The following is a 17,923-nucleotide window of genomic DNA, read 5'->3' on the forward strand; positions in this document are numbered from 1 at the left end:
ATTAAAAATAGTGCGGCGGCGATCCCCGCTAAGCCACGAATTTACAAGGAGAATACTATGAGTGCAGGTGCGCGTTTTCGCCAAGCGGTGAGCAGCAATATTCCGCTGCAAGTCGTCGGCACAATTAACCCCTATTGCGCCATGATGGCAGAGCGGGTGGGGCATCAAGCCATTTATCTATCCGGAGGCGGGATTGCTAACGCCTCTTACGGCTTACCGGATTTGGGGATCACGACTCTCAACGATGTGTTGGAAGATGTTCGCCGGATCACCGCAGCGACCGACGTGCCCTTGCTGGTGGATATTGATACCGGTTTTGGCGGCGCGCTCAATATTGCTCGCACTATTCGTGAAATGGAGCGTGCCGGCGCGGGTGCGGTGCATATGGAAGATCAAGTGGCGCAAAAGCGCTGCGGTCATCGTCCCAACAAAGAAATTGTCAGCCAAGCTGAAATGGTCGACCGCATTAAAGCGGCGGTGGACGCGCGCACCGACCCTGAGTTTGTGATCATGGCGCGCACCGATGCGTTGGCGGTGGAAGGCATGGACAGTGCCGTCGCCCGCGCCAGGGCGTACGTAGAAGCGGGTGCGGACATGATTTTCCCCGAAGCCATGCAAACGCTCGAGCAGTACCAAGCCTTTGTCGAGCAAGTAAAGGTGCCGGTGCTGGCGAATATCACCGAGTTTGGTCAAACCCCACTGTTTACCAGTCAAGAACTAGCGAGCGTGGGGGTCAGCATGGTGTTGTATCCGCTCTCTGCATTTCGTGCTATGAACCAAGCCGCCCTCAATGTGTATCAACACCTGCTGGAGGATGGTCACCAGAAAAACGTGGTCGACGCCATGCAAACCCGTGATGCGCTCTATGACTTCTTGGGGTATCACGCCTACGAACAGCAATTGGATCGCCTATTTGGCAAAGAGTGATCACAGACGCACACCAACGGTGTGAAAACGTCGGTTACACCACTGGAATTATCATCACGTTCACGGATTCATGCAGCGGTTGAATCTGATGGCATCAAAGGAAAGGAGCCAATCATGACAAATGTCGCCGTCGCACCTAACGAGAAACCAACCTCTGGCGCAGGCCTGCGTGGCCAAAGTGCCGGCACCACCGCCTTGTGTACGGTCGGGCAAACCGGCACTGGATTAACCTACCGTGGTTATGACATTACCGATTTAGCCAATCACGCCCAATTTGAGGAAGTGGCGTACCTGCTACTCAAAGGCCAACTCCCCAATCGCCAAGCACTGGCTGACTACACCGAAACCTTGGTTGGCAAGCGGGGACTGCCTGACGCCTTAAAAGCGGTGTTGGAACGGATCCCGGCCAATGCGCATCCCATGGATGTGATGCGTACTGGCTGCTCGATGCTGGGTAATTTGGATCAAGAAACCGACTTTAGTGAGCAAGCGGATAAAACCGATACGCTGTTGGCGATGTTACCGGCCATTATCTGCTATTGGTATCGCTATTCGCATGATGGCGTGCGAGTCGATACCTATCAGCCAGAGGTGAAAAGCATTGGCGGTTACTTCCTGAAAATGCTGACCGATGAAACGCCGTCGCCACTGCATGAATCTGTGATGCATTGCTCGCTGGTGCTGTATGCCGAGCATGAGTTCAATGCTTCGACCTTTACCGCCCGTGTGTGCGCGTCCACCTTGTCCGATTTGCACTCTTGCATTACCGCGGCTATCGGCAGTTTGCGCGGTCCATTACATGGCGGTGCCAACGAAGCGGCAATGGCGATGCTGGAACAGTGGCGGTCGCCTGACGAAGCCGAAGCTGGATTAATGCAAATGCTCGCCAATAAAGACAAGGTGATGGGCTTTGGCCATGCAATTTACCGTGAGTCAGATCCCCGCAATGCCCTTATCAAACATTGGTCGAAACAGCTTGCCGAAAACGCACCAGACGCTTGGCTTTATGACGTGTCTGAGCGGGTTGAGCAAGTGATGAAGCGCGAAAAAGGCTTGTTCCCCAATGCCGATTTTTATCATGCGTCGGCCTACCACTTTATGGGGATCCCGACCAAATTGTTTACCCCGATTTTTGTGATGAGCCGAGTAACGGGCTGGGCGGCGCATGTGTTTGAGCAGCGCGCCAATAACCGCATTATTCGTCCAAGTGCCGATTACGACGGCCCTGAACACCAAGATTGGCTATCTATCGATCAGCGCCCCTAATCGGCGCGCATTCACCCGATTGAAATTACAGAAGGAATTGACCATGAGCAACAACGTAGAACTGAACCAGCGCCCCGACCCCGATGCCTTATTGGTGCAAATTGCTGACTATATCGATAGCACGCCGATTGCCTCGGCAGAAGCCTACAACACCGCACGCAACTGTTTGATGGACACCCTTGGCTGTGGCTTGCTGGCGCTACGTTTCCCTGAATGCACCAAACACCTGGGTCCACTGGTGCCGGGTACTACAGTGCAACATGGTGCGCGTGTGCCGGGCACCTCTCATGAGCTTGATCCGGTCACTGCCGCGTTTAACATCGGTTGTATTATTCGCTGGCTGGATTTTAACGATACTTGGCTCGCCGCCGAGTGGGGCCATCCGTCCGATAACCTAGGTGGAATTTTGGCCACTGCCGATTATTTAAGCCGTGTGGCCGTGTCCGAAGGCAAACCGCCGCTTACCATGCGCGATGTGCTGACTGCGATGATCAAAGCGCATGAGATCCAAGGCGTGCTTGCTCTTGAAAATAGCTTTAACCGCGTCGGGCTCGATCACGTTTTATTGGTGCGCGTGGCGTCGACGGCGGTGGTCACCAAAATGCTGGGCGGTAATCGTGACCAGATCATTGATGCCGTTTCACAAGCGTGGGTAGATGGTTGTGCACTGCGCACCTACCGCCATGCGCCGAACGCCGGTTCACGCAAATCGTGGGCGGCGGGCGATGCCACCTCCCGCGCGGTGCGTCTGGCGATGATCACCATGAAAGGCGAAATGGGAATGCCGTCGGTACTCAGCGCGCCCAAATGGGGCTATTACGATGTGTTGTTTAACGGTAATCCCTTTAGTATCAAACAAGACTTTGCCAGTTACGTGATGGAAAACGTGCTGTTTAAGATTTCCTTCCCTGCTGAGTTTCATGCTCAAACCGCGGTGGAAGCGGCCGTTACCTTGCATGCACAGGTTAAAGACCGGGCTGACGAGATTGAACGTATTGAAATCACCACCCATGAATCGGCCATTCGCATCATTTCTAAAGAAGGGGAGTTGGCCAACCCGGCCGACCGTGACCACTGCCTGCAATATATGGTGGCGGTGCCGCTGTTATACGGCAATCTGGTGGCTGAGCATTATGAAGATGCTTTCCATTACGCCGACCCGCGTATTGACGCGCTACGGCAAAAAATGGTGATCAAAGAAGACCCACGCTATAGCGCGGAATACCTAGAAGCCGACAAGCGCTCGATTGCCAATGCGATTCAAATCTTCTTTACCGATGGCAGCCACACTGAACAAGTCGCAGTGGAATATCCGATTGGTCATCGCCGTCGTCGCGAAGAAGGGATCCCCGTGCTGGAGCAAAAATTCCGCACCAACTTGGCGACCCGTTTCCCACGCGCACAGAGTGAAAAAATCGTTGCCTTGTGTAGCGATCAGGCGGCGCTGGAGAAAACCCCGGTGCACGAATTTATGTCGTTGTTTGTGATTAACTAAGCACGCGGAATGAATCCATTGCTTGCAAACGTATCGCCTGCCAAGGGTGGGCGATAAGGAGCCGCTTATGCAAGAAGCAAGTTACCAACACCATGCGGATTGGGCCAGTCGTGACCCCGAGGGATTTTGGCAGGCACAGGCCAAGCAGCTCGATTGGTTTACCTTTCCACAAACCATTCTTAGCAAAGACGATAATGGCATTGAGCGCTGGTTTGCCGATGGCACCATGAACACGGCATATATGGCACTCGATGCCCATGTCGAACAAGGCCGGGGCGAGCAAACCGCGCTGATTTACGACTCACCGGTTACCGATAAAAAAACCACCTACACTTATGCGGCGCTGCGTGACTATGTGGCGAAAGTGGCGGGCATGCTGGCAGGGCTAGGGGTTGAAAAAGGGGATCGCGTGGTGATTTATATGCCCATGATCCCAGAAGCAACCGTAGCGATGCTCGCTTGCGCACGGCTTGGTGCTATTCATTCGGTGGTGTTTGGTGGCTTTGCCCCGAACGAGCTGGCGGTACGAATTGAAGATGCGGAGCCCAAAGCGGTGCTCACCGCCTCATGCGGGATTGAAGGCGAGAAAACCTTGGCGTATAAGCCGATGGTTGATCAAGCCATCATGGACAGCCGCTACAAACCCGACCATGTGGTGGTCTATCAACGTGCGATGTGTCGTGCCAATTTAGACAATCCGCGTGATGCCGACTGGGCAGCATTATTGGCTGAAGCAAAGCCTGCAGCACCGGTGCCCGTCAATGCCACGGATCCTTTGTATATCCTCTACACCTCTGGCACTACCGGCAAACCCAAAGGCGTGGTACGTGACAATGGCGGTCATGCCGTGGCGATGAAGTACAGCATGAGCGCGATTTACAACGTTAAACCCGGCGAGGTGTTTTGGGCCGCGTCGGATGTCGGTTGGGTGGTGGGGCACTCGTATATTGTGTATGCTCCTTTGCTACATGGCTGCACCACGGTGATGTTTGAGGGCAAGCCCGTCGGTACACCGGATGCGGGTGCCTTTTGGCGCGTGGTTGATACATATAACGTCAGCATCTTATTCTCGGCGCCTACCGCCTTTCGGGCGATTAAAAAACAAGATCCAAACGGTGATCACCTTGCGCGCTATCCGATGACATCTTTACGTACCGTGTTTATGGCGGGCGAACGGCTTGATCCACCGACATTGGAATGGGTGGAAGAAAAGACCCAGCGACCCGTGGTTGATCACTGGTGGCAAACTGAAACTGGCTGGGCGATTGCGGGTAATCCATTGGGGTTAACTTGCTTTGCGACCAAGCCCGGCTCGGCAACCATGCCAAGCCCTGGCTATCAAGTGCAGATCCTTGATGAAATGGGCGAACTGGCGGCGCCAAACCAACAAGGATATATTGCGATAAAACGGCCCCTGCCGCCTAGCTGCCTGCCCACGGTGTGGCGTAACCACGATCGCTTTGAAGCCGGCTATCTCAGCCAGTTCCCCGGCTATTATGTGTCTGGTGATGGGGGTTACATGGATGAAGATGGCTACGTGTTTGTGATGGGACGGATTGACGATGTGATTAACGTCGCAGGTCACCGTTTATCGACCGGCGAAATGGAAGAGGTGTTAGGCAGCCATGAAGCGGTCGCCGAATGTGCGGTGGTGGGCATGCACGATGAGCTTAAAGGCCAATTGCCGCTCGGCTTAGTGGTGCTGAAAGACGGCTTTGTCTCAGTGAGTGGCGAGATAGAACGGGAATTGGTGCAGCGTGTGCGTGACAGAATTGGCGCAATTGCTTGCTTTAAACAAGCAGTTATCGTCGATAAGTTACCCAAAACACGCTCAGGTAAAATCTTGCGCCGTATTATTCGCCAAATGGCGGATGGCGAGTCGTATCAGGTCCCCTCGACCATTGATGACCCTAGCAGTTTGGAGGCGATTGCCTCGGCGTTGTCATCGTAAGCTTTGTTATTCAAGCTTTATTATTCAGGGCTTGTTATTCAGGGCTTGCTATTTAGAGCTTGTCATTCTGAGCGTGACAATAGGTGCGACAACGCGTGGTATCACAGCAATACCACGCGTTAAGATAAGAGCGCGCTTATTGAGTGATGCGCGGGCTTATTGAATCAAACACGCAAACCCTTTAAGGTAGAAACCTTCTGGATAAGCACTGTGAGTGGGGTGATCCGCGGCTTGTGCAAAGCGTTCGATAAACTGCACGTTTTTACCCGCATCTAATGCCGCGTCCGCCAAGATCTTTTGGAATAACCCTGAATCCATTAGCCCTGAGCATGAATAACTGAGCAGCACACCGCCTGGGTTTAGCAGCTGCATGGCGAGCATATTGATATCTTTATAACCGCGGCATGCGCCGTTCAGTTGTGATTTCGATTCGGCAAACTTGGGCGGGTCCATCACAATGACGTCAAACCGTTCGCCTTGTTCGCGATAAGTGCGCAGCAGCTTGAAAACATCGGCATTCACAAACTCAGCACGGGTGAGATCAAAGCCGTTACGTTCGGCATTGGCCTTGGCTCTATCGAGCGCAGGCTGTGACACATCCACATTGATGACCCGTTTGGCATTGCCTTTTTGCGCATACAAGCCAAAGCCGCCAGTGTAACAAAAGCAGTTTAAGACGCGTTTGCCATCCATATATTTCACCGCTTGTTCGCGGCTATCCCGTTGGTCGAGGTAAAAACCGGTTTTATGGCCATTGGTAATGTCGACCTCAATCGCAACCCCATTTTCTTCGATGATGACAGTGGCCGGTGGCTCGTCACCGTGTAATACGCCGATACGTGGTTTCAAACCCTCCTTTTTGCGAATCGCAACATCCGAGCGCTCGTAAATATGGCAGTCAGGAAATTCGCTACGCAGCGCGGTGACCAGGTGATCGCGTTGGGCATCCGCGCCGGCGCTCAGCAATTGGCACACTAGGTAGTTATCGTATTTATCCACGGTAATGCCGGGCACACCGTCTGACTCGGCGGCCAATAGACGGTAACCGGTTAAGCCATCACGCTCGGCGAGCATGGTACGTAGCGATTTTGCCGCACGAATACGGGCGAGGAAAAAGTCACTGTCGATGACGGTTTTCTCAAAGCACCACATGCGTACCCGAATTTGTGATTGCGGCGAGAATGCCCCTAGGCCTAAAAATTCGCCTTGATGATCACAAACAGTGACAGTGTCACCTAATCCGGGCTTGCCTTCAACGCGGGTGATTCCTCGCGAGAAAATCCAAGGATGGCGGCGTTTGATTGATTTATCGCGGCCTTTGGCGAGATACACAGTGGCAGTCATGATGGTTCCTAACAATGGGTGGTGCAAAACACGTCAAAATGCTGAGTGAAGCACCTGCATCATGACGTGACTTGCGGATAAAGCAAAAAGGGCGGGTATTGTCGAGCAAGGCTGACGGCATTGCAATAAAAACGCGCCCAGAGTAGGGCGCGCGATAAGGGGAATGATGGAATCAAACCATGGCGTTAGGTGCGAAGCCCTGCCACTAAGGTTTTAAGCTGGTGGGCTTGTGCGCCAAGTTCGCTCACTTCGGTAGCGGAATCACGCAGCATTTGGGCAACCTGGGTAGACTGGCTGCGTACTTGCTCCACATCTTGCGAAATCGTACCCGCAACATTACCTTGCTGCTCAGCAGCGGCGGCAATTTCGGTGCTGCGATCGGCAATGGTGCCACTGCGCTCAGCGATTTGGCTGATCTCAGTATCAATCTCTTGCACCGCCGCCTCACTGGCTGACGCATTTTCAACCGTGCCTTCCATCACCCGGCGTAGCTCGGCGGTGTGCGTTTGCAGTGACTCAATCATAGATTGAATATCAACCGTCGATTCCTGGGTGCGGCTAGCCAGTGTGCGCACTTCGTCTGCGACCACGGCAAAGCCACGACCTTGTTCGCCGGCACGCGCGGCTTCAATCGCGGCGTTGAGCGCCAGTAGGTTAGTTTGTTCACTAATACCGTTAATGGTGGTTACCACGGTACCGATTTGCTCGGCGTTTTTGCTCAGCTCGCTGACTTTATCTGCCGCTTGAGCTATCTCGCTGGCAAGACCATTAATCGCGCTCATGGTTTGCTGAACTTGCTGACGCCCCAGATTTGCAGCTTCTGTGGCTTCTTGTGTTTGGGTTGATGTCTCGGTGGCATGCGTTGCGACCTCGCGAATTGAGCTCGCCATTTCTTCGGTCGCGCTGGCCAGCGAATCAAGGTACTGACGCTGGCTCTCGCCCACAGCTTCGCTTTCATTGCTGCGCTGCTGCAAACTTGCGGACAGGCCGTCCATCATCTCTGCGCTTTCCTGGATCGCTTTTACCAAACTCTGTTCACGCTCGAGCACTTGATCGATGGTAACTGCGATCTGGCTAAACTCATCACGGACCGGAATAAAGTTCATCCGGTAACTTAGCTCACCATCTGCTAGCTTTAATAAAGCTTGGTTCATGGTGTACATGGCGCCGCCGATAAAGGTCATGATGTAGTAAATCAGCACCGCAATGACTAACACCATGCCAAGCAGCAGGCTCCAATCGGTGGCGCTCATATGGCTAAATAGCGAGCCGTCGAGCTGATAGATAAGCTCATTGCCATTGAACGTAAAACCGGTTTGCTGGCTATTGAGCAGGGTTTGCACCTCGCCTTTCGGGAGGTCGTATTTTTCAACCATGGCTTGAATGGCTTGGCCTTCCGCTTCCATCTTGTGTGCCACACGGGTATCCGAGGCTGCATCTAAGGTAAGCGCAATCACAACCATTGCGAGTAAGGGGAGGAAAAAGATAAGGTAAAATTTCTCTTGGAGCCGAAGGTGGATGAAATATTTATCAATCCATCGAAACGCAACTTCTTTCATGACGTAATCCTGTCAAACGACTTGTCTCATGTAGCGTTATACAGGTGTCGTTTTGCAATGGGAATACAGTAGAGGTGACCGATGTCYCAAAAATGTATTAGGGCCTATGTCACAGGTCACGTTCAGGGGGTTGGCTTTCGTTATCAGACAGCCCATGAAGCGATAAAGCTCTCATTGACCGGGTATGCGAAGAACTTACCGGATGGGCGTGTTGAGGTACTGGCATGTGGCCGCAATGAATCGGTGGATGCCCTCATGGCGTGGTTAGATAAAGGGCCGCCTACCGCGGGTGTTGATCAGGTCGATAAAGAAGACGTGGAGTGGCGCGCCGTAGATGGCTTCGCAATACTATAGCGACTCGATAGGACCATGTCGCCTAGGTAACAAGTCGTGTTTAGCTAAAAAACAGCGCCTAGGTAACAAATAGCAATTAGCTAAAACATGTAAGCGCCGCGGTGGGTAGTGCGGCGCTTACAGACTGACCATCGGTACTAAAGACATTTAGCCGGCTTAGGTAAACCTGCCAGTTTTGTTGCCTGTTTAGCGGGACCTTTCGGGAACAGCTTGAACAAATACTTGCTGTTGCCTTTTTCTGGGCCGTATTCTTTTTCCATCGATTTAACCAACAAACGCACCGCCGGTGAGGTGTTGTATTCTTGGTAAAAGTGGCGGACAAAGTGAATCACTTCCCAATGGGCCTCGGTAAGGGCAATGCCTTCTTGCTCTGCAAGCATGGGAACTAATGCTTCGTGCCAGTCGTCCACATTTTTTAAATACCCCTGCGCATCCGTCGCAATGGTTTCACCTTCATACACCAGCATAGTCTTACCTTTGTTCGTCATCTGATCGGACGTTATCGCTGTTATTAAAGCTGCAAAGCATAGCGAGCAGGGAGGGCGAGTGCAACTGGCGTTCAACCGTGACTCCGTGCTGCACGCCGCACTGAGTGGGTGCGCCATTTAACAACAAAAAAGCCGGCGCGTGCCGGCTCTTTGTGTTTGTTACTGACTAAACCCTGGGGGGTTAGTCGTCGTTCATAAAGCCAAGAATGCTCAGCATATGAACGAAGATGTTGAAGATGTTCAAGTACAGCGACACTGTGGCGCGGATGTAGTTGGTCTCGCCGCCATTAATGATGTTGCTGGTGTCATACAGAATAAAGGCTGAGAAAATCAGTACCGCGATGGTGCTAATTGCCAGGCTCAACGCTGGGATCTGCAAGAAAATATTCGCGACCATTGCCACTAATAGGGCAATCACACCGGCAACCAAGAAACCACCCATGAAAGAGAAGTCTTTCTTAGAGGTAATGGCATACGCCGATAGGCCTAGGAACACCATCCCTGTGGTGGCAAGCGCCTGCATCACAATGCCTGGGCCGCTAGAAAGGCTCAGGTAGTAAGTCAGGGTTGGGCCGAGTGAGGCACCCAGCAAGCCGGTGAAGACGAATGTCCACACAATACCGGCAGAAGAGTTCATGGTGCGTGGTAGCACAAAGAACACGATCGCCAACGCACCTAGGGTCATACCTAGCGACATCATTGGGCCGATGCCGACAGCGATAGCGATAAAGGCCGCGATAGCACTGGTGATCAGTGTCATCGATAGCAGTGCATACGTGTTACGTAGCACCTTGTTTGTAGATAACGCACTCTGCTGTGACTGGCTGTGCGAAACGATACGATCGTTCATAACGTTCTCCCGGTTGGGTTAACAATCCATTTTTATATACGACAGTTATGCGGGCAGTCGTTCACTTTTTCAAGCTGCCCACGTCCTTAACCTAAACCACGACTGGCTTTTATAAGGTTAATAATACCTTATCCGCGCCTAACACCGATGGTGAAGTTGTAAAGGGATGTTAACCCAGCCCTTAAAGCGCGAACAAGGTAAAGTTTGTTACATCAACCACTTCCACCAGACGAACACGGCCAAGAAACCAAATAAATAGACCAGCCCGGTGATTGCCAATGCGCGCATCGCCTTGCTCATGGTCACTTCGGGTGGTAAACGGTGCTTGGTCACCAAAATATAGTTCAATAGCGCGAAAAAGGGCGTGGTGACAAATGCCGCGACCATGGCAAAATCAAGCATGGTCAGCAGCGCCCCAGTCCAAAATGCTACGATAGCCAGTGCCAACACAGCGATCAGTACCATCCAGCCTTGTGTAACTGCGGGTTTTGCTTCTGCTTCTGTTTGCTCGCGTAATAACCGTTGCGATTCGGACACCACCCGCGCATAGCCATCGATTACCGTGATGGTGCTGCCGAAGATACAGAAAAAGGCGACCACCGCAATCAAATAACGTGACCACTCGCCAATGGTGGCGGCATACAAACTCACCAATTGATGAGAAAAGCCAATACCGGATTGTTTCAGTTCAACCCCGCTGCCGTGCAGAAGCAGGGCACCCAGTGATAAGAACACAATCGCCAATAGCGCGGTGCCAATGTAGCCGACGTTAAAATCAAACAGCGCCGCTTGGGCATTGATTGGCTCAGATTGCGCTTTGCGCTTGAGCCACACCGATGTAATGCTAGAAATTTCAATCGGGGCGGGCATCCAACCCATGGTGACCACAATAAAGCCAATCGCTGCTACGGACCAAATCGACGGCGCATTAAAACTAGGCTCGACCGCGACTGGGTTACCGACCGCAACTGTAACCGCGACCAAAGTGGCGCAAGTTAGCGTTGCCATGATTACTTTAGCAAGCAGATCCAATGCCTTGTAGTGGCCAGCAATTAATATCACCAGGCAAGTGATCACAATAATGGTCGACAACACCGTTAGTGACAGATCAAACGGCACAAAATAGCTTAATAAGCTGGCGCTAAATAAGGTCAAGGCAGCGGTGTTAATAACACCAGACACGGCACTCAGTGCAACAAACAGCCACAAGTAAGGGCGGCCTAAGCGCGCATAGCCTTCTACCAGCGTTTCGCCAGTGCCTGCGGTATATTGTACGCCTGCTCGAAAAAAGGGGTATTTAAATAAGTTAACGAGCAGGATCAATGCTGCGAGCTGCCAGCCATAAATAGCACCGGCTTTGGTAGATGCAACAAGGTGAGATCCACCTACTGCCGCCGCGGCCATCATTATCCCTGGCCCCAATGCGCGTAGACGTTGCATCACCGACAAGCTAGAGCCTGCCTGATGCGAAGAGACGGTTTGCATGTGTGTTTCCTTTATAATAATTGCGTTGTTGTGTTTGCTTAATTTTATGATTTAACGCTATTGCTTTTATATTTTACGCGTAAGGCCGATTTTTATCGTTTTGCCTTCAGTGTTTTTGTCAATAGCTACCCATGAATAGCATATGAGTTAAACGTGTCAACCAGTCTTGCCATATTTATTCAGAGTAGGCGTCACGCTGGGTGCGAATGACCAACACCGCTAACCTGACATAAATATAAAGCGATAAACATCCGACCATTGTCTGAGAGAGCAGACAGCGCCGGAAAAGATCTTAGCAGGGTGCAATCAGGGCTGAATAAGTGTGATCTAAGATCAAATTCTGCTGGAAATGAGACTCCAATCACAATAGAATGCTCGCCCAACATGCGCTCTTTGCTCAGTGATAGGCAAAGAGTGGCTGTGTCGCGATTCGCGGCTGAAGAAAAAGCGTCCAAGGTAGGGCCCACCTTCACCGAACCCGCGGTACGATGTAACGCATGATGGAACCTCTTGCCTCCCCGGCAGCGTGTCGTACTCATCCGTACCGCAAGTGCAATACAACACGGCAAGGTAATCTATTTATGCAACTCCTCTATAGTGCGGCAGGTCTCGTCGCTCTGGTTCTGTGCGCGTGCGCATTTTCCACTAACCGTAAAGCTATCAATTGGCGTACCGTGCTCGGCGCGTTTGGTTTGCAAGCCGGTTTCGCGGCGTTAGTGCTCTATATCCCCTTTGGGCAAGCCATGCTGGGCTCAATGAGCAATGGCGCGGCTAAGTTGTTATCGTTCGCCAACGAAGGCATAGAATTTGTATTTGGTCCGCTGGCCAATGATGGATTTATCTTCGCTGTTAAAGTTCTGCCGTTAATCATTTTTATCAGTGCGCTGATTTCTCTCCTTTATCATCTCGGCATTATGCAGTGGGTTATTAAATTGCTCGGCGGGGGCATACAGCGATTACTCGGCACCAGTCGAGCTGAGTCGCTGGTAGCCACCAGTAACATCTTTCTTTCTCAGGGCGAATCTCCTTTGGTGGTTCGCCCTTTTCTTAGCAAAATGACTCGCTCAGAGCTATTTGCGGTGATGGTCGGCGGTATGGCCTCGGTGGCCGGTAGTGTGCTTGGCGGTTATGCCGCGATGGGTGTAGATTTAAAATACCTGATTGCGGCGAGCTTTATGGCGGCACCGGGTGGGCTATTGATGGCCAAAATCATCGTCCCAGAGACAGAAACACCGGCCGAGCAAAGCCAGGTTGAGATCAGCGATAGCGACCAAGCAAACGCGATTGATGCATTGGCTAGCGGGGCGATGAACGGCATGAAAGTCGCGGTTGCGGTCGGCACCATGCTGGTGGCCTTTATCAGTGTGATTGCGATGCTAAACGCCGGGCTGAGTAGTTTAGGGGAGTTGGTCGACATTGACGGCTTAAGCCTAGAAATGTTGTTTGGTTACCTGTTCTCACCCCTGGCGCTGCTTACCGGTGTACCCGTGCATGAAGTGTTTGATGTCGGCAACCTCTTGGGACAGAAGATTGCGCTTAATGAGTTTGTCGCCTTCTTATCCTTTGCCGATATTAAAGCCAACCTGTCGGTGCAAAGCCAGGTGATTGTGACTTTTGCCTTGTGTGGCTTTGCCAATATCGGCTCGATTGCCATTCAACTTGGCTCGATTGGTGCCATGGTGCCAGAGCGCCGCAAAGATGTGGCAAGCTTAGGCGTGCGCGCGGTGATTGCTGCCACCTTTGCCAACCTAATGAGTGCGGCATTGGCGGGTATTTTTATCGCGCTATAAACATTGCGCGGTAACGAGACTCGGTTAAAGTATCTCAGTAAAAGCAGGGCGATTGGCGGCAAGCTAATCGCCTTTTGCTAACATATTCGCCAAGCTGATCACAGCTTGAGCGAACAGACAAGAAGCGGTAAATAAAGGGTTTACAAGCCAAAGCGAACCCAATAATATACGCCGCGTTCCGGAGAGATGGCTGAGTGGTTGAAAGCACCGGTCTTGAAAACCGGCAAGGGTTAATAGCCCTTCTAGGGTTCAAATCCCTATCTCTCCGCCACATATAAAAAAGCCGCTGCTCAGTCAGCGGCTTTTTTGCGTTTATCCCCCCACAAATCCCCAAACCCTGACCGCGCCAACATTTTAGACCCCTTTGCCTAAACACACTGCCCAGCATCTGATAACCTAGCCCGCAAAAAATCGCCCTGTAAGGCCTTTTGGACGCCGCTAACCAGAGGGCGGTAGCGTGAGCGCTGCTGAGCCTATCATCTCGTTCCCACGCTCCTGCGTGGTAACGCATTGTGGGTTAGGTGGTACTGTTTTGGGATAATGTGAACGCCTGAGCCGAGATAGGCGGCATGCACACTTTCTCGGAAAAGAGACAGACCCTAAAGGCTCAAAATGTTATTCATAACAGTGGGTTAGATGAGGAAAGCCGCGTATAACGATTTTGGGAAATCGCGCATGCGCACTAATACAATGTTAGGGCGTAAGCCACCTACAGAGTTCAGCACTAAAGAAAGGATTACACATGAAAATAGAAGTTTCCTGTAAAAATGGCAGTAGTAAAAAAGCAAAAGGAGATCTTCTTGAAGGGTTAGCTAAAAAGCTATTATTGGCGCAAAACTATGATGTAATTGAAGAAATTCGTACAGTTGGTGCTGAACTGGATTTACTTTGTAAGCATAAGGTCAATGGTAAAGAAATATATGTAGAGTGTAAGGCTCAAAAAGACCCTGTTTCTGCGCCCGTATTAAGGCAATTATGGGGGACTGTAGATTTTGAAGATTATTCTGAAGGTTGGCTTATAACGACATCAGAGCTAACCAAAGACGCAAAAGGCTTTGTAGAAAGCTGGAAAACGAAACCGAAAGAGAAATCATCTCGCTTGAGTTTTTATACTCCAGAATTAATAATTGACTCACTAAAAAGTGCGTCAATTATTCGCACCCCTCCAACCGATTCAGCGAAAAAGTTTGCTGGCTCATCTGACGCATTAGGTGATTGGACATTACTACTATCAGAGTTCGGTGTTTATTGGTGTGTCTATACACTAAAAGGTGGAGCACCTTTTGGCGTTCTAGTTTATAGTGCCTCGACAGGCGAGCATATAAAAGACAAAGAAACGATTAATAATTTGTCTTTATTGGATAGTACGTTAGCTGATTATGATCTTGAGATAGGCATTAAGTCTGAGCAATCAATTTCCACAAACTTATCTAAAAAATTACCACCAGTTGTCGAGGTGCAAATAGGAGAGTCATGGGATGATTATCGTCCAGCAAGGCCTAAAGATTTCGTAGGTAGAGATGTAACTCAAAAAGATATATTAAATTTTCTAAGTTCAGCGAAAACTAACTCAGGTACAAGAATTTTTGCTATAACAGGCAACTCTGGATTAGGGAAAAGCTCTTTAATAGCGAAACTTAGAGATAGAGCAAGAAATAAGCACTACCGAAAAAAGTATTTTGTTTACGCTGTAGATATTCGTGGTGCCCGAGAGCCTTCATATATTCCAGCATCTTTAATTGAAGCTTTGAGAGAAGCGCAAAAAAATGGTTTTGGTAATACAAGCGACTTATCACTTACTGATCCTAGCTCGCCTTTAAATTCTGAGAGTATTAGCGCATATCTGGACTCTTTAAGAGAAAAAGAACAAGTTGTTTGTTTGATATTCGACCAGTTTGAAGAGCTCTACTCTAAACCTGAATTATTTGGTATTTTTAAAGCTGCAAAAGACCTAATGCTCGATGTAGCAAGCAGTAAAAGTAATATTGTTCTTGGCTTCGCTTGGAAGACAGATAGTACGACTCAACAAGATCACCCCGCATATCATTTGTGGCACGAACTATCTGATCACCGAAAAGAGTTTCGGTTGGGGGTTTTTGAAAGTGGAGAAATATCTAATTCCTTAACTAAATTTGAAAAGGAAATAGATCAAAAAATATCTGCAGAGATTAGACACCAGATCTCTCAAGTTAGTCAGGGCTTTCCATGGTTGTTGAAAAAGTTATGTATTAACCTCTATGAAGGCATAGTAAAGGGAGAGAATACTGACTCATTATTTGTAGATCTTGATATTAAACGTTTATTTGAAGCAGATTTAGATGTACTAACACAACAAGAATTAGTTTGCTTGAGACTTATTGCTCAAAAAGCACCTGCCGATTGGAGTGAAATCATTGAAACTTCTGGAACGACAGTTCTTAATAGTTTGGTACACAAGCGTCTAGTCATTAAAAGTGGTGATCGCCTCAATGTGTATTGGGATATTTTTAAAGATTATTTATTATCCGGCAATGTTCCTGTTGTCCCTTACAATTATATTCCATCATCTGACGTATCGTCTCTTCTAAATATTTGTACAAAATTACTTATTGATAAGTATGTAACTTCAGGTGAAATTGGGCAAAAAACAGCTCTTAATGAAAAGACCATTTGGAATATTGGTGCGGATCTCGTGATGTTAGGCTTAGCAGAAAGAGATGGAACATCTTTCAAGGTAAGTAGCAAGCTTGGCAACAATGATGAAGAGACAATACTGAAATCACTTCGTAATGTAATGAGTAAGCATGCATTAAAAATACTGCTGTTTAAGAATCATGCAGGAAAAACTATTAACCACGATACTATCCTAGAAAATCTTAAACAATGCACCCCAAAAGCTAAGTTTGGAGATAAAACATGGAATACATACTGTAACAGACTTACGAACTACTTGATTTACACAGGCTTCCTATTGCAAGCAGGAAGAAATATCGTTGTTCAAGATACAGGAACTGTAATATTAGACCGTGAGGGGCTTGCAAGAAGAGGCAAACAAAGGGGGATGGTATTTTCTATATCGGTATCACCATTCTCCGTTCTTATGGAAATGGAAAATATTTCGAGTTCAGGGGCTAAAATTGAAGACGTACAAAGAAATGCACTCTCGGTTTTGAAAAGGTTTGAGCTTGTCACGGTCAATCAAGGGTTAGTAACTTTAAATATGGATTCAATAGAAAAATCGGGTGGTAACAAAGAAGCTATATGGGCTGCAGCTAAAAATGAAAGTTCATTTTTAAGTTGTATCGATCTAATGACAGAATCCCCTGATTTAGATACTAGAGAAATTGCAGAGAAAATTTCAGATGAATTTGAACTTAATTGGTCAAAAGGCTCCAAAGTGAGAAATGGCGGGATACTAAAACAATGGTCTTCTTGGGTTAAAGAGGGAATCGAGTTAACTATTGTACCTACTCCACCAGGGCGCCCTAACAAGTCATTACAGCAGGACATATAAATGTTGGCTTTGCTCCTGCGTCGCTATTTTAGCCAACAATTATTTGCCTCTGAATGAGGCGTTATGTGCTAGGAGGTTTAATTGAAATTATTGGCGAGTGTTGTGCTGGGTATTTCGGCTGTTTGTTCTGCTTTCTTTTTGAATGGTGGGCTTTATCGAACTGACACAATTCAAGTAGGGTTAGTACATAAAACTAACATCTTAACGGGTGAAGTAAGCTTGTGTCGTTTCGAATACGGTTGCCAACAATTTTCAACGCCTCAGTTGTTCGAGGAGAAAAGCATAATTTCGGTGTTTAGACGCCAGTATCCACAATACAATGATTTGTCTAACGATCAACTCGCAAAAGCTTTGTACAAAAAACTTAAGTCAGAATTAAATATTACCATTTCTGAAGCAGAGTTTATAAAGATCTTTACGCATGTGGAACAACGCACATAACAAATAAGAATAAGTGTCGCGTAGCCGACACTTTATTTGGGTGTTGAAAAAGCCCGTTGCTTTATTAAGTAAATAGCTCGAATGCGCATAGGTAGGCGCTGCGTCTGGCACTTTTTTCAGCGCGAGCGCAGCCAAGAAACAAGCGGATACATTGTTACCTAAAAAGTGATGATTGGCGAAGTAAACACCACAAAAGAATTGAGTAGACATATTTGCCTCCGGTATTAAAAGCCGCACCTAAGTGTGGCAGATCTTAAAGAGGGGAAACCATGTCATTCGTTATATCGCTCATCACGTGAGAGTGGAGTTTCTATAATATTTTAGTGAACGATATATGCTAGCTTTTGTCTAAGCTATCAATTGTTTACATCAAATATGAGATATTCCCATGAAATGTTTATTAAGTTTTCTGAAATTGAGGAAAGCTGCATTTAAAGAGAAAAAAGATATAGTCATTGAGTACCTTGATGAGTGTATATT

13 protein-coding genes and 1 tRNA gene are annotated in these 17,923 nt (G+C 48.9%); 9 read left to right on the top strand and 5 right to left on the bottom strand.

Features of this window, described 5'->3' with window-relative positions; translation table 11 throughout:
- Nucleotides 1–57: 57 nt before the first annotated feature.
- The 4 genes from prpB to BZG78_RS11045 all read left to right on the top strand — a co-directional run bounded on the left by prpB (nt 58) and on the right by BZG78_RS11045 (nt 5,639).
- On the top strand, nt 58–927 hold the full coding sequence (gene prpB / locus BZG78_RS11030) for a methylisocitrate lyase (protein WP_077661232.1): 870 nt from the start codon (nt 58–60) through the stop codon (nt 925–927).
- Nucleotides 928–1,041: 114 nt separating this feature from the next.
- The gene (prpC, locus tag BZG78_RS11035) at nt 1,042–2,193 is read left to right on the top strand and encodes a 2-methylcitrate synthase (protein WP_077661233.1); all 1,152 of its coding nucleotides are present in this window, start codon (nt 1,042–1,044) and stop codon (nt 2,191–2,193) included.
- A 43-nt stretch (nt 2,194–2,236) separates the two neighbouring features.
- The gene (locus BZG78_RS11040; protein WP_077661234.1) at nt 2,237–3,688 is read left to right on the top strand and encodes a bifunctional 2-methylcitrate dehydratase/aconitate hydratase; all 1,452 of its coding nucleotides are present in this window, start codon (nt 2,237–2,239) and stop codon (nt 3,686–3,688) included.
- Nucleotides 3,689–3,734: 46 nt separating this feature from the next.
- Complete coding sequence (locus BZG78_RS11045; RefSeq protein ID WP_269087437.1) at nt 3,735–5,639, top strand: propionyl-CoA synthetase; 1,905 nt, start codon at nt 3,735–3,737, stop codon at nt 5,637–5,639.
- A 156-nt stretch (nt 5,640–5,795) separates the two neighbouring features.
- On the opposite strand, the gene BZG78_RS11050 is transcribed toward BZG78_RS11045, so the two are convergent.
- Nucleotides 5,796–6,983: a class I SAM-dependent methyltransferase gene (locus BZG78_RS11050; RefSeq protein ID WP_077661236.1), complete on the bottom strand. Its 1,188-nt coding sequence runs from the start codon at nt 6,981–6,983 to the stop codon at nt 5,796–5,798.
- Between the two features lie 185 nt (nt 6,984–7,168).
- Nucleotides 7,169–8,542, bottom strand: a complete 1,374-nt coding sequence (locus BZG78_RS11055) for a methyl-accepting chemotaxis protein (RefSeq protein ID WP_077576614.1) — start codon at nt 8,540–8,542, stop codon at nt 7,169–7,171.
- An 81-nt stretch (nt 8,543–8,623) separates the two neighbouring features.
- Between BZG78_RS11055 and yccX the strand changes: the two genes are divergently transcribed.
- Entirely contained in the window at nt 8,624–8,896 is a 273-nt protein-coding gene (gene yccX / locus BZG78_RS11060; RefSeq protein WP_077461090.1) for an acylphosphatase, read from the top strand.
- Nucleotides 8,897–9,033: 137 nt separating this feature from the next.
- On the opposite strand, the gene BZG78_RS11065 is transcribed toward yccX, so the two are convergent.
- From BZG78_RS11065 to BZG78_RS11075, 3 genes are all read right to left on the bottom strand, one after another.
- Nucleotides 9,034–9,363, bottom strand: a complete 330-nt coding sequence (locus BZG78_RS11065) for a TusE/DsrC/DsvC family sulfur relay protein (protein WP_025744655.1) — start codon at nt 9,361–9,363, stop codon at nt 9,034–9,036.
- 202 nt (nt 9,364–9,565) lie between these two features.
- On the bottom strand, nt 9,566–10,234 hold the full coding sequence (locus BZG78_RS11070) for a Bax inhibitor-1/YccA family protein (protein WP_046073363.1): 669 nt from the start codon (nt 10,232–10,234) through the stop codon (nt 9,566–9,568).
- A 207-nt stretch (nt 10,235–10,441) separates the two neighbouring features.
- The gene (locus BZG78_RS11075; RefSeq protein ID WP_077661237.1) at nt 10,442–11,719 is read right to left on the bottom strand and encodes a divalent metal cation transporter; all 1,278 of its coding nucleotides are present in this window, start codon (nt 11,717–11,719) and stop codon (nt 10,442–10,444) included.
- A 581-nt stretch (nt 11,720–12,300) separates the two neighbouring features.
- Here BZG78_RS11075 and BZG78_RS11080 point away from each other — a divergent pair.
- The 4 genes from BZG78_RS11080 (at nt 12,301) to BZG78_RS11095 (ending at nt 17,443) form a co-directional block, all read left to right on the top strand.
- On the top strand, nt 12,301–13,509 hold the full coding sequence (locus BZG78_RS11080; protein ID WP_077461092.1) for a NupC/NupG family nucleoside CNT transporter: 1,209 nt from the start codon (nt 12,301–12,303) through the stop codon (nt 13,507–13,509).
- Between the two features lie 180 nt (nt 13,510–13,689).
- Nucleotides 13,690–13,780 (top strand) — tRNA-Ser (locus BZG78_RS11085).
- A 471-nt stretch (nt 13,781–14,251) separates the two neighbouring features.
- Complete coding sequence (locus BZG78_RS11090) at nt 14,252–17,002, top strand: restriction endonuclease (RefSeq protein ID WP_077661238.1); 2,751 nt, start codon at nt 14,252–14,254, stop codon at nt 17,000–17,002.
- Nucleotides 17,003–17,083: 81 nt separating this feature from the next.
- On the top strand, nt 17,084–17,443 hold the full coding sequence (locus BZG78_RS11095) for a hypothetical protein (protein ID WP_077661239.1): 360 nt from the start codon (nt 17,084–17,086) through the stop codon (nt 17,441–17,443).
- Nucleotides 17,444–17,923: the final 480 nt, after the last annotated feature.

It is taken from the genome of Salinivibrio sp. MA351 (assembly GCF_001996065.1).
Lineage (GTDB): Bacteria > Pseudomonadota > Gammaproteobacteria > Enterobacterales > Vibrionaceae > Salinivibrio > Salinivibrio costicola.